Consider the following 25,551-nt stretch of genomic DNA (forward strand, 5'->3'; position numbering starts at 1 on the left):
GCGCCGCTACGACAGCATCCAGGTTCGCGCGAACGCATCGAAACGCGCGATTTCTTCCGCTTGCCATTGCGCGCCGTGCCCGAGTTCTTCGGCCATGATTCTGGCGACTTCGGGCGCGGCATCGCGGGCGGCGGCGGCATCGAGAAACAACGCGCGATTGCGCCGCGCGAGCACATCCTCGACACAGCGCGCGAGTTCGGCCCGCGCCGCGAAGCGCGTCTGCGCCTCGGTCAGGCCGCTCGCCTTCACCAGAACGTTTTGCGCGCCCGGCAGACGATCGATGATTGCCCCATCGGAACCGTAGTAGCCGTGTTGCTCCGCCGTCGATCCATGCAGCGGCAACGACGCCGTTCGGCACGGCGCAGCGCTCAGCAGGTGCTTCGAGACGGCGAGATCGATCACCTGCTGCGCCATCAGACGGTACGTGGTCCACTTGCCGCCCGTCACGGTGATCATGCCGGTCGCGTTCATTTCGATGGTATGTTCGCGCGACAACGACGCGGTCGATGCCGCGCCGTCACTCTTCACGAGCGGACGCAGCCCCGCCCATACGCTCAGGACATCGTCGCGCGTCGGCTTGACGGACAGATAATCGGCAGCCGTCGCGAGAATGAAATCGATGTCCTCGTCGCTCGCGCGCGGATCGAGCGGCAAGTCGTGACGCGGCGTGTCGGTCGTACCGACTATCGCGTGACCGTGCCACGGCACGATGAACAGCACGCGCCCGTCCTGCGTCTTGGGCACGAGGATCGCGCTATCGCTGCGCAGGAAGCGGCCGGGCAAGGTCAGATGCACGCCCTGGCTCGGCGCGACGATCGGGCGCGCGCCGGGCTCGGCCATCGCGCGGATCGAATCGACCCAGACGCCCGTCGCATTGACGACGCAGCGCGCGCTCACCGCGAACCGGTCGCCGCTTTCGACGTCCTCCACCTCCAGCCGATGACGCCCCGCCGCGCGATCGAACTGCACGCCGCGCACCGCCGCATTGTTCAGCGCGACGCCACCGAGATCGAAGAGCGTGCGCGTCAGCGTGATGGCGAGACGCGCGTCGTCGAACTGGCCGTCGAAATAAAGCGTGCCGCCGCGCAGCGCGTGACCGTGCAGCGATTCGGCGAGCATCGGCGATTTCGCGCGGGTTTCGGCGAGATCGAGGCTGCGGCTCGCGCGCAGGTTGAGCGAGCCCGCGAGCCAGTCGTAGATCTTGAGGCCCGCGCCGTACGTCAGCTTGTCGCCGAGCCGGTACGCGGGAACGATGAAACCGAGCGCGTGCACGAGATGCGACGCATTGCGCGCGAGCAGTCCGCGCTCTCGCAACGCTTCGCGAACGAGCGGGATGTTGCCCTGCGCGAGATAGCGCACGCCGCCGTGCACGAGCTTGGTGGCCTTGCTCGATGTGCCCTTCGCGAAGTCGCGCGCTTCGAGCAGCAAGGTCCGATAACCGCGCGACGCCGCATCGACGGCCGTGCCGAGACCGCTCGCGCCGCCGCCGATCACGACGACATCGAAGAACGGCGTCTGATCTGTTTCGCGCAAGAGCGCCGCGCGTCCGGATGGCATGTTCGTTTTCATGTCAGACCGTGGAAAGCGGTTCTTCGGCGGGATGTTCCCAGGCGCGGGCGCGATCGATCGCGCGATGCCAGCGCTCGATGTGCATCGCGCGTTCCGCCGACGCCATCGCGGGTTCGAACCGGCGCGCGGGCGGCCACGCGCTCGCGATTTCGTCGCGGCTCGACCAGAAGCCCGATCCGAGTCCGGCGAGGCAGGCCGCGCCGAGCGCGGTCGATTCCGTGACGCTCGGGCGCACGACGGGACGGCCGAGCAGATCGGCCTGAATCTGCATCAGCAGGTCGCTCTGCGACGCGCCGCCGTCCGCGCGCAGCTCGCTCACGGCGATGCCGGCATCGGCTTCAATCGCGTCGAGGACATCGACCGTCTGGAACGCGATGGCTTCGAGCGCGGCCCGCGCGATATGCGCGCGATTCGTCCCGCGCGTCATGCCGAGCAGCGTGCCGCGCGCGTAGGGATCCCAATACGGCGCGCCCAGACCCGCGAATGCGGGCGCGAGCACGACGCCTTCGCTCGACGAACATTGCGCGGCGAGCGCGCTGATTTCCGCCGCGCTTTCGATGAACCCGAGACCGTCGCGCAGCCACTGGACGATCGCGCCGCCCATGAAAACCGCGCCTTCCAGCGCGTAGGTGCGCTGCCCGCCGAATTCCCAGCCGATCGTGGTCAACAGCCGATGCCGCGATGCGACCGGCTGCGCGCCTGTGTTCATCAGCATGAAAAGGCCGGTGCCGTAGGTATTCTTGACGAGGCCCGGCTCGACGCAGCCCTGCCCGAAGGTCGCGGCCTGCTGGTCGCCGGCGACGCCTGTGATCGGAATCGGCGCGCCGAACAACGCGGCGTCGGTATGGGCGATCGCTCCGCTCGATGCCACGACTTCGGGAAGCACGGCGCGCGGGATATCGAAGAGCGCCAGCAGCTCGTCGTCCCATGCGCCTGCGCGGATGTCGAAGAGCGCGGTGCGCGCGGCATTCGATACATCGGTTACGTGGCGGCGGCCTGCGCTCAGTTGCCAGAGGAGCCAGCTATCGACGGTGCCGAACGCCAATTCGCCGCGGCACGCGCGCGCGCGCAGGCCGGGCGCGCTGTCGAGCAGCCACGCGAGCTTGGTCGCGGAAAAGTATGGATCGATGCGCAAGCCCGTCTTTTCTTCGATGAGCGATTCCGCGCCGGATTCGATCAGACGGGCGCAATGCGCGGCGGTGCGGCGGTCCTGCCAGACGATCGCGGGTCCGACGGGCGCGCCCGTTTGCCGGTCCCAGAGCAGCGTGGTTTCGCGCTGATTGGCGATGCCGATGGCGGCGATATCCGAAGCCCGCGCGCCGGCCTTCTGCATCGCTTCGTGCGCGACGGCGAGTTGCGACTGCCAGATGTCGGCGGGATCGTGCTCGACCCGCCCCGGCTGCGGATAATGCTGCGCGAACTCCCGCTGCGCGCTCGCTATCACGCTGCCCGAATGGGCGAACAGCATCGCGCGGGAACTGGTCGTGCCCTGGTCGAGGGCAAGGATAAAACGTCGCTGGCTCATGCGGCCACTCCAGACAGCCGGTTCGGAGAATGTTCGAATACGAATCTGAATATTCGTTTTCAACCATCGTAGCATCGCGTGGCGTCGACGGAAAGATGGCGGACGCACTGTTCGAGCGCATGTGAACCGGCAATTTCAGAGCCGGCGTTGGTCGGCGGCGGCTTTCGTCGTACACTGCGCGCATCCGATAATTTTCATTTTTTTGCGATTCCGAGCAGCTTTCGATGACATCCGACCAAGCACTGAACGGCAGGCAGCGCGCGCTGCTGGATCGCGTCGCCCGAGACGGCTTCGCGACCATCGAAGACCTCGCGGCGCAATTCGACGTCACACCGCAGACGATCCGGCGCGACGTCAACTGGCTGTCCGATCGGAACCTGCTGCGCCGATATCACGGCGGCGCGAGCGCGCTGACGAGCTCCGAGAACGCCGCGTACACGGCGCGTCAGGAGATGTTTCTCGACGAGAAGCGTCGCATCGCGAGGCGGGTCGCGGCGGAGATTCCGAATCACGCGACGCTCTTCATCAATCTCGGCACGACGACCGAGGAAGTGGCGCGCGCGCTGCGCCAGCATACGGGCCTGCGCGTCATCACGAATAACCTGAACGTGGCGAACATTCTCGCGGACGAGTCCGACGCGGACCTGATGGTCGCGGGCGGCAAAGTGCGCGCGCGCGACAAGGGCGTCGTGGGCGAGCAGGCCGTCGACTTCATCCGGATGTTCAAGGTGGACTTCGGGATCATCGGCATTTCGAGCATCGAGGAAGACGGCACGCTTCGGGACTTCGACATCGCGGAAGTGCGCGTGGCGCAGGCGATCATCGAGCAGTCGCGCACGGTGTTTCTCGTTGCGGATCATTCGAAGTTCGGCCGCGCCGCGCTCGTGAAACTCGGGCATCTCAGCCAGATCGACGCGCTCTTCACCGACGCCCCGCCGCCCGAATGGATCGCGGAAAGTCTCGCCGATGTCGCCGTGCATGTCGCGGATTAAGGCGACGCGATCGGCGAACCGTCCTTGTCGTCCGCAGCGTCGCGGACACTACAATCGGGTACTTTGACAGCATCCGCTTACAAGCACGGGGACGCGAACATGGCGCAAGCGCCGCACATCGGCCGGAAGGAAGACCGCAGCACGCACAACGAACGCCGCTGGCTCACGACCGGCGGTCCGATTCTCTTTTTGCTGCTCTGGTCCGCCGGCTTTCCGATTGCGAAAACCGGCCTGCATTACGCGTCGCCGCTGACGTTTCTCGCAATACGTTTCGCATTGAGCGTCGGCGTGCTGCTCGCGGTATGCGCCGTGAAGCGTCCGCAATGGCCGCGCAACGCGCGCGCGTGGCTGCATCTCGGCGTCGTCGGCTTTCTCGTGCAGGTGATGTACTTCGGACTGAGTTATCTGTCGATGACCGCGGGCATCGCGACGTCCGTGCTCGCGCTGATCGTGTCGTTGCAGCCGATTCTCGTCGGCGTGCTCGCGCCGAAGTTCGTCGGCGAACGCATCGGCGTGCGCAGATGGATCGGCTTGCTGCTCGGGCTCGCGGGCGCGGCCGGCGTGATCGTCGCGCGCGGGCCGCTGCATGCGGAATCGCTCGGTCCGGTGCTGATGGCGATCGGCGCGCTCGTCGGAATCACGGCCGCGATGCTCTATGAAAAGCGCCTGGGGACCGCGCAAGATCCGGTGACATCGAATCTCGTGCAATACAGCGTCGGCTTCGTGTTTTGCGCGCCGATGGCCTTGCTCTTCGAGCACACGCAAGTGCAATGGATGCCGACATTCATCGCGACGCTCGCGTATCTCGTCGTCGGCAATTCGCTGATCGCGATCACGCTGCTGCTTGCGATGACGCGTGCGGGCAAGGTCTCGCAAGTCGCGTCGCTGTTCTTCTTCGTGCCGCCGGCAGCCGCCGTGCTGTCGTACTTCTTTCTCGGCGAAGTGCTGCCGAGGACCGCATGGTATGCGATGGGCGTCGCCGTGCTCGGCGTCGCCATCGCCACATGGAAGCCGCGCAGATAGCGGCTAGTGCGAATGCTTCGGCACTTCCGCGCCACGGCATCCGACGAGAAAGTCGAAGTCGCAACCTTCATCGGCCTGAAGAACGTGCTCGACGTACAGCTTGCGATAACCCGTTTTATCCTCGGGAATCTCGCTCTTCGCCGCGTTCCACGCATCGAGGCGCGCGCGGATTTCATCGTCGCCGATGTCGATGCGTAGCACGCCGTTGTCGCAATCGAGCTCGATCCAGTCACCATCGCGCACGATCGCAAGCGGCCCGCCCGCGCGTGCCTCGGGCGCGACGTGCAGCACGACGGTGCCATACGCGGTGCCGCTCATGCGCGCATCCGACACGCGCACCATGTCCGTCACGCCTTGCGCGAGCAGCTTCGGCGGCAAGCCCATGTTGCCGACTTCCGCCATGCCCGGATAACCCTTCGGCCCGCAATTCTTCATGACGAGCACGGAGTCCGCCGTGACATCGAGATCGGGATCGGCGATACGGTGCTTGTAGTCGTCGAAGTTCTCGAACACGACCGCGCGCCCGCGATGCTTCAGCAACGCAGCCGTCGCCGCCGACGGCTTCAGCACCGCGCCATTCGGCGCGAGATTGCCGCGCAGCACGCACAATCCGCCATCGGCGACGAGCGGCTTGTCGAGCGGGCGAATCACTTCGTCGTTGTAGAGCGGCGCTTCCTTCACGTTCTCCCACAGCGTGTGGCCGTTCGCGGTGAGCGCATCCGGATGCGGAATCAGGTTCGCTTCGCCGAGACGCCGCAAGACGGCGGGCAAGCCCCCGGCGTAGTAGAACTCTTCCATCAGGAAGCGGCCCGAAGGCTGCAAATCGACGAGCGTGGGCGTGCCGCGACCGATGCGCGTCCAGTCGTCGAGTTCGAGCTTCACGCCGATGCGCCCCGCGATCGCCTTCAAATGAATCGCCGCATTCGTCGATCCGCCGATCGCCGCGTTCGCACGAATTGCGTTTTCGAAGGCCTCGCGCGTGAGCAGCTTGGACAGACGCAAATCCTCGAGCGCCATTTCGACGATACGCATGCCCGACAGATGCGCGAGCACATAGCGACGCGAATCGACCGCCGGAATCGCGGCGTTGTGCGGCAGCGTGACGCCGAGCGCTTCGGCCATGCACGCCATCGTCGATGCAGTGCCCATCGTGTTGCAGGTGCCCGTCGAGCGCGACATGCCCGCTTCCGCCGACATGAACTCGTGAATCGAAATCTTGCCCGCCTTCACCTGCTCGCTGAGTTGCCATACGACCGTGCCCGAGCCGATGTCGCGTCCTTCGTGCTTGCCGTTCAACATCGGTCCGCCCGAGACGACGATCGCGGGCACGTCGCAGCTCGCCGCGCCCATCAGCAACGCGGGCGTCGTCTTGTCACAGCCGACGAGCAGCACGACCGCATCGACGGGATTGCCGCGTATCGCTTCCTCGACGTCCATGCTCGCGAGATTGCGCGTGAACATCGCGGTGGGACGCAAATTCGATTCGCCGTTGGAGAACACCGGAAACTCGACGGGGAACCCGCCCGCTTCGAACACGCCGCGCTTCACGTGCTCGGCGAGCTTGCGGAAGTGCGAATTGCACGGCGTTAGTTCGGACCACGTATTACATATGCCGATGATCGGCTTGCCCGCGAACTCGTGGTCCGGAATGCCCTGGTTTTTCATCCAGCTCCGGTACATGAACCCGTTCTTGTCGGCGGTGCCGAACCACGCGGCCGAACGGAGCTTGGCTTTTGGGGCGCTCATGGCTTTGATCACTTGATGGGAAAGACCTATAAATAGCATGACTATATCGATGGGGCGTACCGGGAAAACGCTAATCGCCACGTCAAAACACTCTGCATATAGTTTGTCTATTGAAGTCAGCGCGCGGGCTTCGTCGTCCCAATTACTAGTTCAAAACGCCGCGCTCTCGAATCGCCCTCTCGCACTGTTCGCATGGTCATCCGCAACGCTTCGTTCTTTCATCCATGAAAGCCGCGTGTGTATGACGTGCCGTGAGACCCAGTATCTGACAGCGATCGACGATGAGTCGACCCATCGACCAACGAAGAAGAGACCGGAGGAACACATGGCGCAGAATCGGGATGACGACGCAAACGACAGCAAGCTCATCAGCGCGGGCCGGCGCGGCATCATGCAGGGCGCGGGACTCGGCGCGGCGCTGTCGCTCCTGGGCGGCGTGACCGGTGGCGGCGGTTTGATCTCGTCCGCGCAGGCGGCCGAAGCGGCGTTTCCGCAGCACAAGAAATGGAAGATCGTGTTCGTCAATCATGTGACGACGAACCCGTTCTTCGTGCCGACGCAATACGGCATTCAGGATGCGTGCTCCATGTTCGGCATGGACTATCAGTGGACCGGCTCGGCCACGTCCGACGCGGGCGAAATGGTGCGCGCGGTGAATTCTGCGATCGCTGCGAAAGCCGATGCGATCGCCGTGCCGATCGTCGATCCGAACGCATTCGACAAGCCCATTCAGGCCGCGCTCGACGCCGGCATTCCCGTATTCGCTTACAACGCCGATGCACCGCGCGGCAAGACGAATCCGCGGCTCGCATACATCGGACAGGATCTGTATCTGTCGGGTTATCAGATGGGCGAGCGAATCGCCAGCATGATCGACAGCGGCATGGTCGCGCTTTTCATCGCGACGCCGGGACAGTTGAACATTCAGCCGCGTCTCGACGGCGCGAGCGATGCGATCAAGAAATCCGGCAAGAAGATCGACATTCAGACCGTTGCGACGGGCGCGACCGTCAACGAAGAACTGTCGAAGATCAAGTCGTTCTATCTCGGCCATCAGGACCTGAAAGGCATGTTCGCAGTCGATGCCGGCAGCACGCAAGGCGTCGCGCAAGTGATGAAGGAATCGAACCTGCCTTCGAAGGGCGTGCATGGCGGCGGCTTCGATCTGTTGCCGCAGACGATCCAGCTCATCCACGAAGGCTTCCTCGATTTCACCATCGACCAGCAGCCGTATGTGCAGGGCTTCTACACGGTGATGGAAGCGTTCGTGTTCCTCGCGTCGGGCGGGCTCGTCGGGCCGGCGAACATCAATACCGGTCTCAAGTTCGTGACGAAGGATACGGTGGAGCCGTATCTCAACACGTCGACGCGTTATGAAGGCAAGACCACCAAGCCGCAAATCGTGCCGATGAAAGGGGCCATCAAGTCCTGATGAACACAGTGAACGAACCCCGTAAAGCAACGACGCCCGCGCGGATCGCCAGTCCGCGCGGTGCGTGGGCGTCGCATTGGGCGCCGGAGTTGCGCATCCTCCTCGTGGCCGTGCTGCTCGCGGCTTACTTCCAGTTCATCAACCACGACTTCCTGTTCAGCAACGCGAGCCTCGTCAACCTTTCGCAGTATGTCGCGCCGGTCGCGATCATCGCGTTCGGCGAGATCATGCTGATGATCGGCGGCGACATCGATCTGTCGGCGGGCATGGTCTTCGCATTCGCGCCGTTCATGATGGTGTTCGCGAACGAAGCGGGCGCGCCGATGTGGCTCGCGGTGATCGCGGGGCTCATCGCCGCGGCGATCATCGGCTTCGTGAACGGCGCGGTGACGGTCTTTCTGCGCCTGCCTTCGTTCGTGACGACGCTCGGCACGCTCTTTCTCATCAACGGCATCACGCTGACCGTCTCGCGGGGCACGCCCGCCGCGACGCCGGGCTCGCCGGAATTCGCCGCCGTGATGGGCGCGTGGGGCTATAGCGAGATCATCTGGACCGTTGCGATCGCGTTCGTCATGCATGTGCTGTTGCGGCATACGCGCTGGGGTCTGCACACGCAGGCGGCGGGCGCGAATCCGCTCGGCGCGAGCGAAGCGGGCATTCATGTGAACCGGCTGCGGCTCGGCAATTTCGTGCTCGCGGCGGTGCTCGCCGGATTCACGGGCATTCTCGAAAGCTTTCGCATCACGTCGATCGATCCGCAAGCGGGCGGCAATCAGATCATGTTCCTCGCCGTGGCCGCTGCCGTGATCGGCGGGACGCCCTTGACGGGCGGCTCGGGCACGATTGTCGGCGGACTGCTCGGCGCGGCGGTGCTCGGCATTCTGAGCGATGGCTTCACGCTCATCGGCATCAACGCGTTCACGTTCAACATCATTCTCGGCGCCGCGATTCTCGCCGCGATGATCTTCAATATCCACATCGGCCGCATTCGCCGCAAGGGAGCACGGTGATGGCAGACCCGCAAGCAGCAGCCGCCACCGATCTCGCGCTGCGCGGCGACAAGCTCGTCAAACGCTTCGGCGCGGTGACGGCGCTCGACGGCGTGTCGCTTACGCTCGGCCGTGGCGAGATTCTCGGCATTCTCGGCGACAACGGCGCGGGCAAGTCGACGCTCGTGAAGATTCTCACGGGCTTTCATCAGCAGACGAGCGGCACGCTGCATGTGCACGGCGAGGAAACGCTGCTGAAGTCCGTCGATCATGCGCGCGCGCTCGGCATCGAATGCGTGTATCAGGACCTTGCGCTCGCGAATTCGCTGTCGATTTATCACAACATGTTCCTCAATCGCGAGATCGTGCGGCGCGGTCCGTTCAGGCTCGTCGACCACAAGCAGATGCGCGAGCGCGCGGCGCAATGTCTCGAGGATATCGGCGTACATGTGCCTTCGGTCGATCTGCCGGTCGAGCGTCTGTCGGGCGGTCAGCGTCAGGCGATCGCGGTCGCGCGCGCGGTGCATTCGAACGCGAAAATCCTGTTGCTCGACGAGCCGCTCGCCGCGATGGGCGCGCGCGAGGCCGCGCTCATCATCGATCTCGTGATGCGTTTGAAGGAAAAGGGCGGCCTCTCGATCATCATGATCATGCACAACTATGCGCAGACGCTGGACATCGCGGATCGCATCATGTTGATGCAGCGCGGCCGCGTGACTTACGAGCAGCGCAGCGCGAACACATCGGTCGCGGAACTGATGGACATCGTGAGACGGGAATATCGGGCGATGCGCGCGACGACCGCTCAATAGCCGTTTCGAGCTGCGCGTCATGGATTACCGCAACCCCAAGCAACGCAAGAGCATGCACGGACGCATCGTGCAGGAGCTCGGCATGCAGATCGTCAGCGGGCGCATTGCGCCGGGCGAGCGTCTGCCCGCCGAGCCCACGCTCTGCGAAAGCTACGGCGTGAGCCGTCCCGTGCTGCGCGAAGCGACGCGCGTGCTCGTCGCGAAGGGGCTCGTAGTATCGAAGCCGCGCGTGGGCAGCGTCGTGCGCGCGCGCGACGAATGGCACATGCTCGACCCGGACGTGCTCGTCTGGACCATCAGCCATCTTCCCGAAGGCGAGTTCTTCCGCTCGCTGATGACAGTCCGCCAGATCATCGAACCGGCCGCCGCCGCGCTCGCGGCCATCTCCGCGACGGATGACGACATCGCGCGCATCGGCGCTGCGTATGAGCGCATGGAAGGTGCGCAGACCGCCGCCGATCTGCTCGTTCCGGACCTCGAGTTTCATCGCTCGATCATGGCGGCGACACACAACGACATGCTCGCGTATATCGGCAACATGCTGTCGCTCGCGCTCAGCGAGTCGATCAAGCTCACGAGCCGCCACCCGAATACGCACGCGCTGTCACTACCGCGTCACAAGGCGATCTTCACCGCGATCGCGAACCGCGATGCGCTCGCGGCGCGTCAGGCGAGCGTCGTGCAGCTCGACAACGCACGCGCCGACGCCACGTCCATCCTCGGCGGCGCGGCGCTCGAACCGGACCGTCCCCTCTCCGGGTAAGTTTTCCCGATCTTTCGCGTCGTAACGTTTGCATCGGACGAAATTCATTCAAGTCCCGTTCATCCCTGCCGTAAACCCTATTGAGACCGGCTTCGACGCGGTCTCCTCTTCGCCCCACGTGTCCGGCAGCGCCCTCTTCCGGACGGCTCACCGGGGTTAATCGACAAGCATTCCACCGTTCCTGCGTCCGACGCGGGACGAAGGTCCGTTACCGGTCCGTCCGCGTTCGTCCGGACGACTCGCGCAACGTACGCCTACTTCGTGGAGATGGATGTCAGCCACTTAGTAATCCGTATTGAAATGACGAACTTCGCTCCGGCCTTCCGCTTCATCCGATTCAAGTCTATTGCGCTCGTTGCAGCGGTGAGCGTGTTGGTCACCGCATGCGGCGGCGGCGGTGGCGGCGGCAGCGACAACGCGTCATCGAGTAGCGCCGCGCAGAGCGGCAGCGCGTCGGCTTCTTCCGCGAGCGTGACGGGATCGGATACATCGCCATCGGGCACGGGGACGACCAAGCTCACGACGAGCCCGCCCGCCACCGCGAGCGACACCTCCGACGACACCGCGTCGAGCGGCACATCTTCGCCCACGGTCAGCGCGCCCGCTCCGGCGTCGAGCACGGATAGCACGAGCACCGATAACGCGAGCACCGGCAACACAGGCACCACGACGCCGACGCCGACGCCGTCCGCGCGACTCTTCTACGGCGTGAACGGTCACAACAATGAAGGCGGCGCCTACGATATCTCCAGCCCCGCGCTGCAGCTTTCGCAATTGCAGGATCTCGGCGCGAAGCTGTATCGCAACGAGGTCTATAGCCAGGGCACCGCGAACAAGCTCGCGGGCATCGCCGACATCATGGCGGCAGGCGGCGTCACCGTGTATCCGGTGATCCTGATGGATATCGCCACGTTCATCAACGAAACCGACGGCTACAACGCCGGTTTCGCGCTCGGCCAACAGACGGCGAGTTCGCGCCGCTATGCGTACTACGAGGTCACGAACGAGATGGAATCGGCGCTGCTGCTCGGCAATGTCGATGGCGTGCTTCCGTCGCAATACGATGCCGTCAAGTTCAGGATCCTGCGCGGCGTCATTCGCGGGATGATCGCGGGCATCAAGTCGGTCGATACGTCGGGGAAGATCATTCTGGGCGGCGGCACCTGGCTGCACTACGGCTTCGCGCAAATGCTCGCGGCCGGCACGGAGCCGGATGGCAGCACGGGGCATGAGGTCGTGAATTGGGACATCACCGCGTGGCACTGGTACTCGGACATGAACGACATCACCAACGCGTGCGGCGGCACGGGCTGTCACAACGTGCTCGCGGCGCTTCAGGCGCTCGGCAAGCCGATCTGGATCAACGAGGCCGGCGTGCGCCCGAACTTCGGCACCGATCAGCAGATCGCGGCATATCTCGTCGGCAACAAGATGTTGGCGCAGTTCGTCGCGCTCGCATCGACCTACGGCATCGAATCGGTTCAGACGTACCAACTCTATGACGATCCGGCGGGTCTTCCGGGCGGCGGCGCATACGGCTTGCTCGAGAACGACGGCCACACGCAGAAGGACGCCTATGCCGCGTACAAGAACTTCGTCGCGGCGCATCCTATGTGATGCTTTCGCCTTCGATCAGCACGCGGCCATTGTCGATGCAGATGGGTATGTGCCTGAGACTCGCGCCAAGGCATGGACCATCGACGCACAAGCCGTCTTCGAAGCGAAACATCGCGCTGTGATGCGCGCACATCAGCAGCGCGCCTTCATAGGTCCAGAACGCGTCGGGCTCGTAGTTGAGCGGTATCGAGAAATGCGGGCAAACGTTGCGATACGCCCACGCATCGCCGCCGCGTCGCAGAACGAGAACCGATGGCGCGGCTTCGAAGCCGCCGCCATCGGGAATGTCGTCGAGCGCGCAAAGAACGTTCACGCGGGCTCCTTCACGAGCAGCGTGAAATCGCGCGCCACCTCGTAACCGCCCTCCTTCGCCACATACTCGATGACGAGCGAGCGCTTCACGCCGAACACTGCATCGGAGTTCACATACGGATCGTCGGACGAGTAGAGCGCGGTTGTCAGCGGCTCGTAGCCGGGTGCGTCGATACGAAAATGGATGTGCGCGGGACGCATCGGATGACGTCCCGTAGCGACGAGCATCTGGCCGACGGGACCATCGGTCGGAATCGGATAGCTCGTCGGCTTGATCGAATGGAACGCGTACGCGCCGTCGGCATTCGTGCGAAAGCGCCCGCGCAGATTGCCTTCCGGCTGATCCGGGTCTTGGCCTTCGTACATGCCGTTCGGCGCGGTTTGCCAGACTTCGATCAGCGCATCGGCGACGGGCTTGCCGTTCACGTCGCCGACCGTGCCATGAAAGAACACCGGCTCGCCATCGCTTTGCGCGATGTTCGCGCCGAACGCCGATTCCTTCACGCCATCGCGATAGAACGGGCCGAGCAGACTGCTTTCGGTCGCGGCTTCATCGAGATGCTGATTGATGTCGTCGAGCACGATGGAAAGCCCCAGCGTATCCGACAGCAGAATGAACTCCTGCCGGATGCCGTCGCACTTCTTGCCCGTCGCCGTGAGGAACTCGATGCCGCGTCGCCATTCGTCGTGCGTGAGGTTCACTTCGCGCGCGAACGCATGCAGATGACGCACCAGCGCGACGACGATCTCCTTCGTGCGCGCATCGGCGCATTGGCCGAAGGCGTCGGCGACGGATTGCGTGAGGTGTTCGTTCATGGTCGTCGTCCTTCGTAGGCCGCTTCGATCAGCGCACGCAGCGGCGCGCGTTCGACCGGACGCGGATTCCAGTACGGGCTTTTCAACGCGATATCGACGGCGATGTCGATATCGCTCTCCTTCATGCCGATGTCCTTGAGCGCGGTCGGCGCGCCGTTCGCCCGTGCGAGTTCGAATGTGCCTTGCGCGGCATCGTCGGCGTCCAATGCGCGAGCGATGCGCTTCATCGCGCCGGGCGCGGCATCGCGGTTATAGGCGAGCGCGTGCGGCAGCACGATGGTATGCGTTTCCGCGTGCGGCAGATTGAACGTACCGCCGAGCGTATGACACAGCTTGTGATGCAACGACATGCCTACGCTTCCGAGCACCGCGCCGCACAGCCAAGCGCCGTAGAGACAATCGCTGCGCGCATTCATATCCTCAGGATTCCGGACGACCTTGCCGATGCCTTGCGCGAGCGCGCGAATGCCTTCTTCGGCCATCAGGCTCACGATGGGATTCGCGTCCTGCGCGTACAGTCCTTCGGCAGCGTGCGCGATCGCGTTGATGCCGCTCGTCACCGAAAGCGACGCGGGCAGCGAGACCGTGAGTTGCGGATCGTAGATCACGGTCTTCGGCAGCACGCGCATGTCGCGGCCGGTCCTCTTCGAGCCGGCTTCGGTGAGGCCGTAGATCGGCGTCATTTCCGAGCCTGCGTAAGTGGTCGGCACGGCGAGTATCGGCAATGACGATGTCAACGCGATCGCCTTGCCGAGACCGGTCGTCGAGCCGCCGCCGATGGCGATCGCGCAATCCGCGCCGATGCGCTCCGCATACTCCCGCGCCGCGCGCGCCGTTTCGACGGGAACGTGCATCACCGCTTCGGCGAACACGCCCGCCGCGCGATGTCCGATGCGTTCGGCGAGCGCTTCGGCCTGATCGCGTTGCGGCGGCGTCGAGAGAATGAGCGCGCGCCTTGCGCCCAGAAGTTCGATTTCGCGTTCGACGTGTTCGATGCTTCCCGCACCGAACACGACGCGCGACGGCATGCCCTGATAAACGAACGATTGCATGATTTCGGGTGCGCTCAACGTGGATAGTAAGGCGGAATATTGGCGTCGACATTCACCCACACCGACTTTGCCTGAGTATATTCGCGCATCACTTCGAAGCCCATCTCGCGTCCGTATCCGCTCGCGCCGACGCCACCGAAAGGCGATCCCGGACTCACGCGCTTGTAGCAGTTGATCCACACCATGCCGCTCTTCAGTTGCCGCGCGAAGAGATGCGCGCGTTGCAGATCGCGCGTCCAGAGTCCCGCGCCCAGGCCGTATTCGGTGCCGTTGGCAATCGCCAGTCCTTCTTCATCCGATCTGAACGTGCTGACGGTGACGAACGGGCCGAACACTTCCTCCTGCGCGACGCGATCGGTCGGCTTCGCCTGCACGATGGTCGGTTCGACATAGCAGCCTTTCGCGAGCCCCGCGGCGTCCGGCGACTTGCCGCCCGCGAGCACGCGACCGCCCTGCTCCCGCGCGACATCGACATACGAAAGCACGCGATCGCGATGCATCTGCGATGTGAGCGGACCCATTTCCGTAGACGGATCGAGCGGATCGCCGATGCGGATCGAGCGCGCGAGCGACGTGAAGCGTTCGAGCAAGTCATCGGCGATGGATTCGTGCACGATCAGCCGCGACGCCGCAATGCACGCCTGCCCTTGATTATGAAAGATGCCGAACGCGGAACCTTGCACGACAGCATCGAGATTCGCGTCGCCGAACACGACGTTCGCCCCTTTGCCGCCGAGTTCGAGCTGCACTTTCTTCAGATTGCCGCTCGATGCCTGCACGATCTTGCGGCCCACCGCCGTCGATCCGGTGAACGCCACCTTGCCGATCTCGGGATGCTCCGCGATGTATTGACCCGCGACGTGACCGAGACCCGGCAGCACGTTCACGACGCCCGCCGGAAAGCCGACCTCGGCCATCAACTGCGCGATCGCGAGGCTCGACAAGGGCGTGAGTTCGGCGGGCTTCATCACGACGCAATTGCCCGCCGCGAGCGCGGGCGCCATCTTCCAGCTCGTGAACATCAGCGGAAAATTCCACGGCACCACTTGTCCGACGATGCCGACCGGTTCGCGCGTCAGATAGTTGAGAAAGCCGGCTTCGACAGGAATCACCGAGCCTTCGAACTTGTCGGCCATGCCGCCGAAATAGCGGAACGTCGCGGCCGTGCGCGGCACATCGAGATTGCGCGTATCGCGAATCGGATGGCCGGTGTCAATCGATTCGAGGCGCGCGAGTTCATCGGCGTTCGCTTCGATAGCGTCGGCGAGTTTCAGGAGCAGGCGTCCGCGATCCGCCGCCGCCATCGCGCTCCACGCCGGGAATGCCTTTTTTGCGGCTTGAACCGCGCGATCGACATCCTCGCGGCCGGCCATCGAGACTTGCGCGATCTCGCTGTTGTCGTGCGGATTCAGTGTCGCGAGCGTTTCGCCGGACAGGGCGGCCACGAAGCGGCCGTCGATGAAGAGTTGCGTTTGCATGTCTTGCTCGTGTCGAAGATTGAAGACGAAGCGTTCCCCGCGACGCCTTTTTCAAGGCATCGTTCTTGTCGAAGGGAAACCGTAGGCGGCTTAGAACGCGACCGGATACGGCGGCAGTTCGCCGCTTTCGTAGCGCCTCGGCAGATCGGGCGTCGCGTTCTCCCAGACGAGAAGCATCGAGCGTTTCTGCGAATAACCCTTGTGGCGGATGTCGGCGGGCATCGCGGCGATATCGCCGGCGTTCATCGTGATGCGCGCGCGCGGCTCGCCGGTGTCCTTGTCGGCCACATCCCAGATGATCTGATCCGACAGTTGCAGGAACCACTCGACGCGATCGTTGCCGTGAAAAACCGGCAGCACGAATTCCTCGGTCGTCGGGCAAAAGAGGCTTTGCTTGCACACGGACGTGACCGATGGATTCCACGTCACGTCCGAACGCGACAGATACTTGAAGAGGCTGAACGCGTGCAATTGCCCTTCGAATTCAGGCTCCGCATGAATCTCCGGCTCGTCTTGCGATACATCCGCGAACTGGCGATTCACCGGGAAGTCGTCGCGCAACGGCGAATCGCCTTCGAGGCCCGGCATGCGCTTCGTCGCGATGCGCGTGCGGTCGATCGCCGCGATGTTGTCGCCGTGCTTGGCGCCGAATGCCGAGCCGGTTTCCTCGGGTGCCGCGAACGGATCGAAGCCTTCGTTCACCCAGTCCTTCAGGATTGCCTTGAACGTCGCCATGATGATCGGCGTTTCGAATTGCTGCGTGTAATCGACGCCCGCTTCGCGGAAGCTCGCGTTGTACGCGCCGGCATACATGTCGACCTTGCCGTAGTGATTGCGCGTGCCGATCACTTCATCGAAATTGACCCAGCCGTAGAAGAAACCCCACGCGACGTCGCGCATCATCGCGCGCAGGAAGTCGTCGGCGTGCATCTGATGCGAGCGCGTCTGTCCTTCTGCCGGCCACTTCACGGTGACGAAATACGCGTCGCGGCTGAACTCGAACTCGCCGAGCTTGAACGTGCGATAGCCGGTGGACGCATCGGGGTCGGTGGCGACGACGCTTTGCAGAAAAATGGCTTGATCCATGATGTTTTTGCTCCGAAAGATGAGAGTTCGCGGCGGCGTTACTGGATGCAGATGTCGGCCCATTTCTCGACCGATTCCGCGCCGGCAATCGTCTGCACGAGCAGCACGCCGGTCTTTCTCGCTTCGAAGCGATACGCCGCGCCCGCAGGCAGCAGCGCCTGATGTCCGCGACGCAAGCGCACGAAGCCCATCTTCTGGCCTGAGGGCTCGCCTTCGAGTTTCACCGAGCCTTCGATATCGGCGCTTACGAGCGCGCCATCTGAAGGCTTGATGAAGTGCACGTCGATCTCGCCATCGAGCGCGACGACGAATTCATCGTGCGATGCCGTGAACCACGCCGACACGCCTTCCGCGCGCAGCGTTTCGATCACGTACTTGAGGTTCTTGCCGACGACCACTTTTTCGTACGGCGCGGACTGGCTCGCCACGTCGAACACGTTGGACATCACGTAATGCGATGCCTGTCCCTTGATGATTTCGATATTGCCTTTGCGATAGTTATCGAGGCTGCCGAGTCGGGTCTGTTGCATGTGTGTCTCCATGTCCGCGGTCACGTTCGCGGTGTCGCGCTGGAATCAAGATTAGGGCGGCGAGCGCTGCGAGGCAATGAATCGAGGTTCGCGTTTGCCGAACGATGCGTGCTCGATCGCAGCCCTAGGGAAAGTACTTACTTTTGCGCGTTTTTATCCGCGAGCCACGGATAGCGCTGCGTGTCCGCGCTTTCGTAATCCGGGTCGAGATAGATGAAGCAGCGCTGGATCTTGAAGTCGCGGATCTCGAAGACATCGATCCAGCGGCCCGCGTGCGTGACGCCCGCGCGCCAGTCGACGCCGCTTTGCGTCGTGCCGTAACTCGTGCCTTCGATGACCACCGTATCGCCCTGCTGGATCCCGTTCAGATACGCGAGGTCGTGCTTGAACTTCGCGACGATCGAGCCGAGGTCCGCGAAGAGTTGTTCAAAGGCCGCGCGGCCTGTCGCGATGCCCCATTTGGGGAAATAGACTTCGGCGTGATCGTCGAAGAGATCGAAGAATGCTGCGCCGCGATCGAGCCTGCGCAGATATTCGAGCGCGATGGTCTTGCGCTGTTCGTCGCTCATGGTGATGGGGTTCATGCTTTAGTCTCCTGATGTCGGATTCAATGCAGCGTGCGCAGATACGCGATGATTTTTTGCCGCCGTGCTTCGTCGCCTTCGAAATAGGTCATCGCGTTGCCGGGCGCGACGGCTTGCGTGTCGGTGAGCCACGCGTCGAGCAGCTTGTCGTCCCAGACCTTGCCCGACGCGGCCGCCTTCATGCCCGCCGAATACTTGAATCCGGGCTCCGATGCCATCGGCTTGCCGACGATGCTGAAGAGATTCGGCCCTTGTCCGTTGGGTTCGCCCTTGCCGAAGGTGTGGCACACGGCGCAGTTGTTCGTCGTGAGTTTCTTGCCGATCGCGACGCTGTCCTGCTGCGCATGTGCCGCAGAACTGGCGAGCGCGAATATCGCAATTACGTTAGCCATCCGAATCATGATTGACCTCCATTGGCTGATTGCGCCGCGCGATACGCGAACGCGATGATCGGTCCGAGCGTGCCGCCGCCCGCCCAGTAAGCACGCGCGGACGCCGACGCCACGCAATTGCCCACGCCGTACAAACCCTTGATCGGCTCGCCGCGCGTATCGAGCACTTGCCCATGCGAATTGGTCTTCGGACCGCCTTTGGTATCGAGATTGCCTGCGACGATGAGCGCCGCGTAATACGGTCCTTTGGCCGAGAGCGGATACATCGTCTCGTTCTTCTGATCGGCTTTCTTCGATACGGGTCCGTTGAAAAGCTTCTCGACGATGCGCTCGCCGCGATGGAAGTCCTGATCCACGCCCGTCTTCGCGAAGCCGTTGAAACGCTTGATCGTCGCGTCGAGACTGCGCACGAAGTCGTCGCTCAACGTGGCGCTACCGAGCGCGCTCTGGTACTTCGCCATGCGTTCGCGAATCGCGCCCGCCAGTTCCGCAAGCGTGTTGCCGCGCAGTACGTGCCGGTCGTTCGATCCCTTGGGAACGATGAGGCTGCCGTAGTCATCGCTTGCGCAATGCTCCTGCGCCTGCTGATCCCAGATGGAAACGAGCGTGAGATTCGGATACTCGCCCTTCGCGCCGTCCCATTCGGAGAACGCCGCACACACCTCGTTGTATGCGAGCTTCTCGTTCACGACGCGCTTGCCGTACTTGTTCACGTAGAGCATCGAATCGCCCGTGGGCGTGAAGATGCCGGACAGCGAGCCATCCTTCGCGATGGCCTTGTCGAGCGAGATCGGCGCCATCCACGAGTAGTTCATGTTGCGCAACTGCACGTCGAGCGCGCTGGAAATCCGCACGAAATCGCCTTCGTTGGTTGGCGCTGCACAACCGCCATACACCGCGCCGTGCAGGAAGTTCTTGCGCAACTCGGGATCGTGCGTGAAGCCGCCGGTCGCGAAGATCACCGCCTTCTTTGCGCGCACGCGAAAGAGCGTGCCCTCTTCCGTCAGCGATTCGACGCCGATCACCGCGCCCGTTTCATCGACGAGCACTTTCTGCACGCGATAACCCGTCTTGATGTCGATGCCGTCTCGGCGTGCTGCCGCGCTCATCGTGCGGATCGCGACGCGGCCGCCGTCCGACATGCTCGGCAAACCGTCTTTAGGAAACAGCACGCGGCCGCGCGGCGCCTTGTCTTCGGGCAACTCGGCCCAGTAATCCGGCACCGCGCCTTCATGCCGATACGGCAGCGCGCCCTTGCTCGCGAGCAACTCCGCCGCCGGCGATGCGCTGTCGTAGATCGCCTCGCACATCTCGTACTCCCAGTCGGACAGACCGAGCTTCGGCAATGACGGATCGTATTGCTCGGGCCGAGACAGACGCGCGACATAGCGCATGTAATCAGGCTTCGGATCGGCGATGCCCGCGCGGCGCATCGGCTCGTTGTTCGGCACCCAGTACCAGAACGCGGCCTTCGCGGCCGTGCCGCCGACGCTGCCTGCCTTCTCGAGAATCACGACGCGGTTTCCCAGCCAGCGCGAGAACAGCGCGCACGGCAATCCGCCGCCACCGCCGCCGCACACGACCACGTCATACTCCGCGTCGAACTTGACATCGCTCGCCGCGCGCGCCGTGAGCGACACCGCGCCGAACGCCGCCGCCGCCGTTCCTGCGCCAGCGGCCTTGATGAAGCTGCGCCGCGATGCGGCAGAAAGCTTGTTCGTCTCACTCATGTTTGTCTCCATCGTTTGAATGTGCTCACCAGTAGTGCCACGCCTGCACGAGAATTCCGTTGGTGAGCGTGGTGTTGCGGCCCGAAACCGAGTGTTGGTATTGGATCGAAAGCTGGTCGTACATCTTCTGGTGCAGGAACGGCAGGCTATTCGGCTTGAACTGGAACAGCACGCCGAGTCCCACGGTCGTTTCGCGGCTCGCGCTATTGGAAAGCGGCATCCCCGCCGTCTGATTGAAGGTGCCCCCGCTCGTCTGATAGTCGAGGCCGACGAAAGGAATCGCGAAGGGGTTGTCGGGCGGCGAGATGCTGTAGCCGACACGCAAATTCAGATGGAACGTGTTGCCCGGGCTCAGATCGTCCTGACCCGAGCGCAGCGTGCGTCCGCGCAGAATGCCGCCGAGCAGGAGGTCTACGTTCAGGTGTCCGTACCAGTCGTCATAGAAGACTGACGGCCAGAACGACCACGTATTCGTCGATACCGCGTTCTGCCCGACGGGCACTTGTACATAGGTCTGAAAGCCGAGCGTCGTCGCGGGCGCGGGGTTGTACCAGACGAGCCCGCCGACGAGCGGATCGCCAATGCCGCTTGCCGAGAATTGCGAGCCCTGCGTGCGGATCGCGGGCACCGTGATGCTCGCGTTGAAGCCGACATGCGGCAGCGACGGCACTTTCCAGTAGTGGATGAACGTCGATAGCCCGACGAAGGTGTTCGTGCCCGGACCCGCGAGCTGATTGCCGTGTGAATCGAATGCGCGGCTGTCGTGATTCCATTCGAGGTTCTGGCCGAAGGAATCATAAGTGCCTTCGAAGTCGCTGCTGAACTGCCACGTTTGCGGACGGTCCGTCGCGAAGGGAATGCCCGACGCGTGGGCCATCGTGCAGGTTGCGCCAAGCATGGCGAGCGCGCATGCGTGACGTCGTCGTATCTTTGATTTCGGGTGCCGCATTTGCATCGTCGTCTCCGGTCGTTGGTGTCGTATGAGCGAACGTTACGAAGGCGCGGCGTATCGGTCTTTCAGGTTTCGGAAATTACAGATTCCGGCGGATGCGGGTTTACACCACGCACAAAGCACGCACGCGGCGTTCGCAAACGGCGACCCATCGCGCGTGCAAGAGCTTTGCGCTCGCATCTATACTCGCGTGGACAGCGGCATCGAAAGCCGCGAGAAAAGGAGACGTAACGATGAGCGCCATTGCAGCGCCCGCTCGTATCGACCGCTTCAGCAAGCTCGCGGGCGTTCCGGGACTCGAATACTGCATCTCGGGCCCGCGACCTTATTCGCTGGAATTGAGCAATTCGTCAGACATGATCTGCCTGCTGCTCGGCACGATCGTCTCCGATACGCGCTACGACGACGGCCCCGCCGCGCCCTTCACGTTTCGCGCGGAAACGGCCGCGTATCATCCGCGCGGCGGCAGCATGCGTATCGACGCGCACGATGTGCGGCATGGCTTCATCGCGTTTCGATATGCCGATGCGTTCGTGGACCGCATCGCCGATCGCAACGCGGAACCGTTGCGTCGCGCGGGCAGCCGCAGCAATCTCGACGCCGATCCGATCCGTCATCTCGTGCGCTATGCGCGTCAGAAAGCGCATGACGGATCGGGCAAGATCGATCCGTGGGAACTGCAGTGCGTCGCTACGCTCGCGTGGATCGAGACGACGCGTCATCTCGAACGCGCCGCGCGCGAACGTAAATCGGCGCTGACGGACGCTACATTCGCAACGCTCGCAGCTTATGTCGCCGACAACATCGATCAGAACCTGTCCTGCGCGGATATCGCCGCCGAGCTCGATCTGCCCGTGCGCGCGGTCTTCGATGGCGTGAAGGCGCGTACCGGTTATTCGCTCTATCGCTATGTGCTGGAGAAGCGCATCGGCGCCGCTGCGCGCATGTTGCGCGCGGACGATGCGCCGCTTGTCGATATCGCCGCCGCGTGCGGATTTTCGTCGCAGCAACACATGACGGCGCTCTTTTCGAAACGGCTCGGAACCACGCCACTGCGCTATAGAAAAGCCGCGGGATAAGCCAGGAGGAAGCATGGACCTCTTCATGTCGATGGAGGCCTTCGTTCGCGCAGCCGAAGCGCAGAGTTTCGCGAGCGCGGCGCGGCAGCTCGGCGTGGCGAAATCGGTTGTCACGTCGCGTGTGAAGCAACTCGAGGAGCACTTCGGCGTCGCGCTGTTTCATCGCTCGACGCGTGCCGTGCGGCTTTCGGAAGTCGGCGAATCCTACTATCAGGATTGCCTGCTGCTCGTGTCGAAAGTGAACGAGCTGTCGGGACGCGCGATTCCCGAAACGCAATCGCTCTGTGGCACGCTCAACGTTCATGTCTTGCCCGGCTTCGCGCTCGGACACTTTTCGCAGGCGCTGATCGCGTTTCGCGAGGCGCATCCGCGCATCGAGTTCGTCGTGACGGTGAACGATCGCGTGATCGATCCCGTGCAGGAAGGCTTCGATCTCGCTCTGCAGATTTATCCGCCCGCGTCGAATCTGCTCGTCGAGCGCAAGCTCTTTCCGGTGCGCGGCGTATTGTGCGCGACGCCCGCGTATCTCAAGGAAGAGCCTGCGATCGAGACGCCGCTCGATTTGCTGCGTCACGATTTCGCGCGTTACGCGCACTATCCGTGGGGCGACAACTGGCCGCTCATGAAGGGCAACGAGTGCTATGAGATCGCGCTCAACGCGGTGCTTAAAACCAATAGCGTGCATCTGCTGCTCGAGTTCGCGCGCGCGGGCGCGGGCGTCGTCTATCTGCCGACGATGGTCGCCGCGAGCGATCTGCTCGAACGCCGTCTCGTGCGCGTGCTGCCCGATTACGCGGCGCCGCCGTTGTGGCTGTCCGCGGTGTATCCGACTTCGCATCGTTCGACGACCAAGGTGAAAGCGTTCGTCGACTTCCTGCGCGAGCGCTATCTGAGCGAGCCGCAATGGGACAAGGCACTCGGCATTTCGCCGCCCGATGACGAAGAGCGCAACGTCGACGAAGAACTCGGCGACGTGTGATCGCAACTAGAGCACGTAGAGCCACGCGAGCAAGGTGACGATCGAAAAGAGCGTGGTCATCGAGATGACCGCGCCGACCACGCCCTTCTCGACGTCGTATTCCGAAGCAAGCACGTATGCGCTTTTCGCGGTCGGCACGGCGGCGCACACGACCGCGGCGATGGTCGCGTCGTGACCGAGTCTTGTCGCGAGGCACAGCGCGTACACGACGAGCGGCACGATCGCGAGCTTGAGCGCGGTCAACAGCGCGTAGAGATTGACGCGTCCGCGCAACTCGTCGAGCGTGAGATCGAGACCGATCGCGAAGAGCGCGCATGGCGTCAGTGCTTCGCCGAGTATCGTGAGAAACGATGCGACAGGAACCGGCAGCGTCAGTCCGACGACGGACCACAGCAGTCCGCAAATCGTCGCGAGAATGACGGGATTGGTCGCGATCTGCCGAACGAGCGCGGTGACATCGATCTTGCGCGATGCATCCATCCGGCCGATCTCGACCAGCACGACAAGCACAGGAAACATGATCGCGCCGACGAACACCGTCGCGACCGCCGCCGCGAGCACGCCGGGCTTGCCGTAGAGCGTCTTCAGGATCGGCAGCGCGACGAAGCCGGTGTTGGTCATCGCGACGGCAGCGGCGAGCATCGCAGCGGATGCGAGACTCGCGCCGCGCACGATGCGCGCGACGAGCAACACGGCGGCGAAGCAGATCATCGAGCCGCCGCCGAACGCCGCGAGAAAGCGCCATTCGAGCAGCGAGCGAAGCGACTCGTCGGCGATGGTCAGAAAGACCAGCGCGGGCATCGCGACGTAATAAGCGAAGCGCATCAGGGAAGGCGCGAGCGCATGCGGCATGTAGCCCGACACGCGCGCCACCCATCCGGTGAGAATGATGGCAAAGATCGGAAGGATCATGCCGGCAAGATGCATGGCGGACTCCGATATCGATGCAGCGCCCGGCGCGAGCGCTCGCTGCTGAAATGGGCATCATTATCGGAGAAAAACGACGCGCGACGTGCGATCTTGCGCAGCCGCGCGACGCTCGTCCGCTAGCGTGCGGCCAGCAACGCTCTCGCTTCCTCGCTCGACAGCACACCTCGCTCCTCGCGATTCGCGGCGCTCGCCGCGTAGACATCCTTGCGTGCGTGCGTGATGCCGAGCGGCGCGAAGCCGTTGGCCGGATTGAACGCGAGCCGTTCGATACGCGCTTCGTCGTCGACGGATGGCGGTGCATCGATTTCGAGTTCGCCGATGGTCACTACATCCGACTTCCACGCGATGGATGCATCGTTGACGGGCGTCGTTTCTTCATCGACGAAGAATTGCACGCCGAGTTGCCACTTGACCGGACCTTGCTCCAGACGATTGCAGATATCGGCGCGCAGATAGTTGTCGCCATGACGCTCGGCGTTCGTCCCCGAGGACGTCGACGGATGCGGATGCAGCGAATACTTGATCGCCGCCTGCCCCAGTTGCACGACCGATCCCCAGTAATGCTCCGTCGCCAGGCTGTCGACGTGATGCACTCTGGTTTCCTTGAAAAGGATCGCCAGAATGCGCGCGCCCTCGACGGGCCCGAGTCTTGCCATCATCATCTCGCGCAAGCCCTGCGCGATCCCGCTCACCGTGCCTTCCGCAAGCAACGCGACGATGATATCGGCGACCGCCATGAACTGAGCGGCGTCGCGCGCATGTGAGCGACCGCCTTCGTTGGTCATCAGCAGATCGGTTTCGGCGCCCTCTTCCGTGAAGAACTTGAGCGCGATGCCGCGAACGTCCGGCGACGTGTCCGGCTGCGGACACGGCTGTCCGTTGGAGATGCGGCATGCGGCGCGATACGTCGCCGGGTGCTTCGCGAAGGGGCCGAATCGCGCGGCATCCGGAATATCATCAGCTATCCGAAGCAATCCGAAAGCGCCGAGCAATGACTTCTGATGTTGCGCTCGATCGACCTGTCCGTTCAGCCCCGTGTGTTTGCTCGCGGCCAGCTTCGTCTGCTGCGCGCCGATCGCCGTGACGAGCATCGCGAGCGTGGCGGCGTCATCGAGCTTGTCGGTCCAGCCGGCGCCGTCGCCGGCGGATTGAGGGGAGTTCAC

Annotated in this window: 25 protein-coding genes; 9 read left to right on the forward strand and 16 right to left on the reverse strand. The window is 63.5% G+C overall.

Annotation, left to right across the window (positions count from 1 at the left end; all coding sequences use genetic code 11):
* Window positions 1–6: 6 nt before the first annotated feature.
* On the reverse strand, window positions 7–1,569 hold the full coding sequence (locus NCS02_RS27820) for a glycerol-3-phosphate dehydrogenase/oxidase (RefSeq protein ID WP_502800904.1): 1,563 nt from the start codon (window positions 1,567–1,569) through the stop codon (window positions 7–9).
* Between the two features lies 1 nt (window position 1,570).
* Window positions 1,571–3,094, reverse strand: a complete 1,524-nt coding sequence (glpK, locus tag NCS02_RS27825) for a glycerol kinase GlpK (protein ID WP_250520199.1) — start codon at window positions 3,092–3,094, stop codon at window positions 1,571–1,573.
* A gap of 224 nt (window positions 3,095–3,318) precedes the next feature.
* Here glpK and NCS02_RS27830 point away from each other — a divergent pair, with 224 nt between their 5' ends.
* On the forward strand, window positions 3,319–4,086 hold the full coding sequence (locus NCS02_RS27830) for a DeoR/GlpR family DNA-binding transcription regulator (RefSeq protein ID WP_250520200.1): 768 nt from the start codon (window positions 3,319–3,321) through the stop codon (window positions 4,084–4,086).
* A 99-nt stretch (window positions 4,087–4,185) separates the two neighbouring features.
* Window positions 4,186–5,109, forward strand: a complete 924-nt coding sequence (locus NCS02_RS27835) for a DMT family transporter (RefSeq protein ID WP_250520201.1) — start codon at window positions 4,186–4,188, stop codon at window positions 5,107–5,109.
* Between the two features lie 3 nt (window positions 5,110–5,112).
* Here the strand turns inward: NCS02_RS27835 and NCS02_RS27840 are convergent, their stop codons facing one another.
* Window positions 5,113–6,855 (reverse strand): IlvD/Edd family dehydratase, encoded by a 1,743-nt coding sequence (locus NCS02_RS27840; protein WP_008346097.1) that lies wholly within the window; start codon window positions 6,853–6,855, stop codon window positions 5,113–5,115.
* A 325-nt stretch (window positions 6,856–7,180) separates the two neighbouring features.
* Between NCS02_RS27840 and NCS02_RS27845 the strand changes: the two genes are divergently transcribed.
* From NCS02_RS27845 to NCS02_RS27860, 4 genes are read left to right on the forward strand one after another with little or no spacing between them, the layout of a single operon-like run.
* On the forward strand, window positions 7,181–8,287 hold the full coding sequence (locus NCS02_RS27845; protein ID WP_008346098.1) for a sugar ABC transporter substrate-binding protein: 1,107 nt from the start codon (window positions 7,181–7,183) through the stop codon (window positions 8,285–8,287).
* The gene (locus NCS02_RS27850; RefSeq protein ID WP_008346099.1) at window positions 8,287–9,297 is read left to right on the forward strand and encodes an ABC transporter permease; all 1,011 of its coding nucleotides are present in this window, start codon (window positions 8,287–8,289) and stop codon (window positions 9,295–9,297) included. Before NCS02_RS27845 ends, NCS02_RS27850 begins: the two co-directional genes overlap by 1 nt.
* Complete coding sequence (locus NCS02_RS27855; RefSeq protein ID WP_008346100.1) at window positions 9,297–10,088, forward strand: ATP-binding cassette domain-containing protein; 792 nt, start codon at window positions 9,297–9,299, stop codon at window positions 10,086–10,088. Before NCS02_RS27850 ends, NCS02_RS27855 begins: the two co-directional genes overlap by 1 nt.
* Before the next feature lie 19 nt (window positions 10,089–10,107).
* The gene (locus NCS02_RS27860; protein ID WP_008346102.1) at window positions 10,108–10,851 is read left to right on the forward strand and encodes a FadR/GntR family transcriptional regulator; all 744 of its coding nucleotides are present in this window, start codon (window positions 10,108–10,110) and stop codon (window positions 10,849–10,851) included.
* A 254-nt stretch (window positions 10,852–11,105) separates the two neighbouring features.
* Here the strand turns inward: NCS02_RS27860 and NCS02_RS36495 are convergent, their stop codons facing one another.
* On the reverse strand, window positions 11,106–11,519 hold the full coding sequence (locus NCS02_RS36495; protein WP_350029906.1) for a hypothetical protein: 414 nt from the start codon (window positions 11,517–11,519) through the stop codon (window positions 11,106–11,108).
* 40 nt (window positions 11,520–11,559) lie between these two features.
* Between NCS02_RS36495 and NCS02_RS27865 the strand changes: the two genes are divergently transcribed.
* Window positions 11,560–12,468 carry a lipopolysaccharide biosynthesis protein gene (locus NCS02_RS27865; protein WP_175980308.1) on the forward strand — a complete coding sequence of 303 codons (909 nt, stop codon included), beginning with the start codon at window positions 11,560–11,562 and terminating at the stop codon, window positions 12,466–12,468.
* On the opposite strand, the gene NCS02_RS27870 is transcribed toward NCS02_RS27865, so the two are convergent.
* From NCS02_RS27870 to NCS02_RS27915, 10 genes are all read right to left on the reverse strand, one after another.
* Window positions 12,461–12,781: a Rieske (2Fe-2S) protein gene (locus NCS02_RS27870; RefSeq protein ID WP_250520203.1), complete on the reverse strand. Its 321-nt coding sequence runs from the start codon at window positions 12,779–12,781 to the stop codon at window positions 12,461–12,463. The genes NCS02_RS27865 and NCS02_RS27870 overlap by 8 nt on opposite strands.
* On the reverse strand, window positions 12,778–13,596 hold the full coding sequence (locus NCS02_RS27875; protein ID WP_250520204.1) for an intradiol ring-cleavage dioxygenase: 819 nt from the start codon (window positions 13,594–13,596) through the stop codon (window positions 12,778–12,780). Before NCS02_RS27875 ends, NCS02_RS27870 begins: the two co-directional genes overlap by 4 nt.
* Window positions 13,593–14,648 carry a maleylacetate reductase gene (locus tag NCS02_RS27880; protein ID WP_250520205.1) on the reverse strand — a complete coding sequence of 352 codons (1,056 nt, stop codon included), beginning with the start codon at window positions 14,646–14,648 and terminating at the stop codon, window positions 13,593–13,595. The genes NCS02_RS27875 and NCS02_RS27880 overlap by 4 nt, the downstream gene beginning before the upstream one ends.
* Before the next feature lie 14 nt (window positions 14,649–14,662).
* Window positions 14,663–16,126: an aldehyde dehydrogenase family protein gene (locus NCS02_RS27885; protein ID WP_250479356.1), complete on the reverse strand. Its 1,464-nt coding sequence runs from the start codon at window positions 16,124–16,126 to the stop codon at window positions 14,663–14,665.
* A 90-nt stretch (window positions 16,127–16,216) separates the two neighbouring features.
* Window positions 16,217–17,212: a hypothetical protein gene (locus tag NCS02_RS27890; protein ID WP_033536888.1), complete on the reverse strand. Its 996-nt coding sequence runs from the start codon at window positions 17,210–17,212 to the stop codon at window positions 16,217–16,219.
* A 38-nt stretch (window positions 17,213–17,250) separates the two neighbouring features.
* Complete coding sequence (locus tag NCS02_RS27895; RefSeq protein WP_033536925.1) at window positions 17,251–17,742, reverse strand: cupin domain-containing protein; 492 nt, start codon at window positions 17,740–17,742, stop codon at window positions 17,251–17,253.
* Between the two features lie 137 nt (window positions 17,743–17,879).
* A complete protein-coding gene (locus NCS02_RS27900; protein ID WP_250520206.1) occupies window positions 17,880–18,326 on the reverse strand; it encodes a nuclear transport factor 2 family protein in 447 nt (148 codons plus the stop codon).
* Window positions 18,327–18,349: 23 nt separating this feature from the next.
* Complete coding sequence (locus NCS02_RS27905; protein WP_250520207.1) at window positions 18,350–18,727, reverse strand: c-type cytochrome; 378 nt, start codon at window positions 18,725–18,727, stop codon at window positions 18,350–18,352.
* On the reverse strand, window positions 18,724–20,448 hold the full coding sequence (locus tag NCS02_RS27910; protein WP_008346126.1) for an FAD-dependent oxidoreductase: 1,725 nt from the start codon (window positions 20,446–20,448) through the stop codon (window positions 18,724–18,726). The genes NCS02_RS27905 and NCS02_RS27910 overlap by 4 nt, the downstream gene beginning before the upstream one ends.
* A gap of 25 nt (window positions 20,449–20,473) precedes the next feature.
* The gene (locus NCS02_RS27915; RefSeq protein WP_250520208.1) at window positions 20,474–21,346 is read right to left on the reverse strand and encodes a transporter; all 873 of its coding nucleotides are present in this window, start codon (window positions 21,344–21,346) and stop codon (window positions 20,474–20,476) included.
* 287 nt (window positions 21,347–21,633) lie between these two features.
* Between NCS02_RS27915 and NCS02_RS27920 the strand changes: the two genes are divergently transcribed.
* A complete protein-coding gene (locus tag NCS02_RS27920; RefSeq protein ID WP_250437530.1) occupies window positions 21,634–22,479 on the forward strand; it encodes a helix-turn-helix domain-containing protein in 846 nt (281 codons plus the stop codon).
* A 13-nt stretch (window positions 22,480–22,492) separates the two neighbouring features.
* On the forward strand, window positions 22,493–23,458 hold the full coding sequence (locus tag NCS02_RS27925; RefSeq protein ID WP_008346131.1) for a LysR family transcriptional regulator: 966 nt from the start codon (window positions 22,493–22,495) through the stop codon (window positions 23,456–23,458).
* Window positions 23,459–23,464: 6 nt separating this feature from the next.
* Here NCS02_RS27925 and NCS02_RS27930 read toward each other — a convergent pair whose 3' ends face one another.
* The gene (locus NCS02_RS27930) at window positions 23,465–24,385 is read right to left on the reverse strand and encodes an AEC family transporter (protein ID WP_008346134.1); all 921 of its coding nucleotides are present in this window, start codon (window positions 24,383–24,385) and stop codon (window positions 23,465–23,467) included.
* 119 nt (window positions 24,386–24,504) lie between these two features.
* Window positions 24,505–25,551 (reverse strand): catalase, encoded by a 1,047-nt coding sequence (locus tag NCS02_RS27935; RefSeq protein ID WP_250497473.1) that lies wholly within the window; start codon window positions 25,549–25,551, stop codon window positions 24,505–24,507.

The sequence above is a fragment of the Caballeronia sp. NCF2 genome (genome assembly GCF_023631205.1).
In the GTDB taxonomy this organism is placed as follows: Bacteria; Pseudomonadota; Gammaproteobacteria; order Burkholderiales; family Burkholderiaceae; genus Caballeronia; species Caballeronia zhejiangensis.

Bases quoted from the DNA above. Each gene is read 5' to 3' on its own strand.
- NCS02_RS27875 (WP_250520204.1), bottom strand. From the start codon at position 13,596: ATGAACGAACACCTCACGCAATCCGTCGCCGACGCCTTCGGCCAATGC.
- NCS02_RS27900 (WP_250520206.1), bottom strand. From the start codon at position 18,326: ATGAACCCCATCACCATGAGCGACGAACAGCGCAAGACCATCGCGCTC.
- NCS02_RS27820 (WP_502800904.1), bottom strand. From the start codon at position 1,569: ATGAAAACGAACATGCCATCCGGACGCGCGGCGCTCTTGCGCGAAACA.
- NCS02_RS27915 (WP_250520208.1), bottom strand. From the start codon at position 21,346: ATGCTTGGCGCAACCTGCACGATGGCCCACGCGTCGGGCATTCCCTTC.
- NCS02_RS27905 (WP_250520207.1), bottom strand. From the start codon at position 18,727: ATGATTCGGATGGCTAACGTAATTGCGATATTCGCGCTCGCCAGTTCT.
- NCS02_RS27830 (WP_250520200.1), top strand. From the start codon at position 3,319: ATGACATCCGACCAAGCACTGAACGGCAGGCAGCGCGCGCTGCTGGAT.
- NCS02_RS27845 (WP_008346098.1), top strand. From the start codon at position 7,181: ATGGCGCAGAATCGGGATGACGACGCAAACGACAGCAAGCTCATCAGC.
- NCS02_RS27885 (WP_250479356.1), bottom strand. From the start codon at position 16,126: ATGCAAACGCAACTCTTCATCGACGGCCGCTTCGTGGCCGCCCTGTCC.
- NCS02_RS27925 (WP_008346131.1), top strand. From the start codon at position 22,493: ATGGACCTCTTCATGTCGATGGAGGCCTTCGTTCGCGCAGCCGAAGCG.
- NCS02_RS27895 (WP_033536925.1), bottom strand. From the start codon at position 17,742: ATGCAACAGACCCGACTCGGCAGCCTCGATAACTATCGCAAAGGCAAT.
- NCS02_RS27890 (WP_033536888.1), bottom strand. From the start codon at position 17,212: ATGGATCAAGCCATTTTTCTGCAAAGCGTCGTCGCCACCGACCCCGAT.
- NCS02_RS27920 (WP_250437530.1), top strand. From the start codon at position 21,634: ATGAGCGCCATTGCAGCGCCCGCTCGTATCGACCGCTTCAGCAAGCTC.
- NCS02_RS27880 (WP_250520205.1), bottom strand. From the start codon at position 14,648: ATGCAATCGTTCGTTTATCAGGGCATGCCGTCGCGCGTCGTGTTCGGT.
- NCS02_RS27930 (WP_008346134.1), bottom strand. From the start codon at position 24,385: ATGCATCTTGCCGGCATGATCCTTCCGATCTTTGCCATCATTCTCACC.
- NCS02_RS27860 (WP_008346102.1), top strand. From the start codon at position 10,108: ATGGATTACCGCAACCCCAAGCAACGCAAGAGCATGCACGGACGCATC.
- NCS02_RS27850 (WP_008346099.1), top strand. From the start codon at position 8,287: ATGAACACAGTGAACGAACCCCGTAAAGCAACGACGCCCGCGCGGATC.
- NCS02_RS27855 (WP_008346100.1), top strand. From the start codon at position 9,297: ATGGCAGACCCGCAAGCAGCAGCCGCCACCGATCTCGCGCTGCGCGGC.
- NCS02_RS27910 (WP_008346126.1), bottom strand. From the start codon at position 20,448: ATGAGTGAGACGAACAAGCTTTCTGCCGCATCGCGGCGCAGCTTCATC.
- NCS02_RS27840 (WP_008346097.1), bottom strand. From the start codon at position 6,855: ATGAGCGCCCCAAAAGCCAAGCTCCGTTCGGCCGCGTGGTTCGGCACC.
- NCS02_RS27835 (WP_250520201.1), top strand. From the start codon at position 4,186: ATGGCGCAAGCGCCGCACATCGGCCGGAAGGAAGACCGCAGCACGCAC.
- glpK (WP_250520199.1), bottom strand. From the start codon at position 3,094: ATGAGCCAGCGACGTTTTATCCTTGCCCTCGACCAGGGCACGACCAGT.